The sequence below is a fragment of the Arthrobacter sp. SPT-J7 genome, assembly GCF_059089965.1.
Genome location: NZ_JBNHFF010000631.1, coordinates 1 through 287 on the forward strand (window position 1 = coordinate 1; position 287 = coordinate 287).

A 287-nucleotide genomic window follows, 5' to 3' on the forward strand; every position below is an offset into this window, starting at 1 on the left:
GATGGGGCCGGGGCGCACCGCCGTCGTACCCTTCCTTCATGAACGCCGTATCCCAGATTTTCGCGGTACTGGCGGCCGTGATCTACATCGTGGTGTTCCCGCTGGAGAGTTTCCTGATGCACCGGCCGGGCGCGCAGAAGTTCCTGAGCACGCCGCCGCAGAACGTTCCGGCTGTGATGATGTGGGCCATTCCCACCGGGTTCCGCAACCTGGTGATCGGCCTGGGAGTCCTCGCCGGGGTGGTCGCCGTGAATATGGGCTACCTGGTGGTGGGCTACACGCTGGTG

General features: G+C 64.8%; 1 protein-coding gene. It reads left to right on the forward strand.

The annotated features are described in order from the left end of the window. Positions 1-38: 38 nt before the first annotated feature. Positions 39-287 (forward strand): DUF1304 family protein (locus AC5RWX_RS34595; RefSeq protein ID WP_494100613.1); only part of this gene is annotated, 249 nt, incomplete at its 3' end.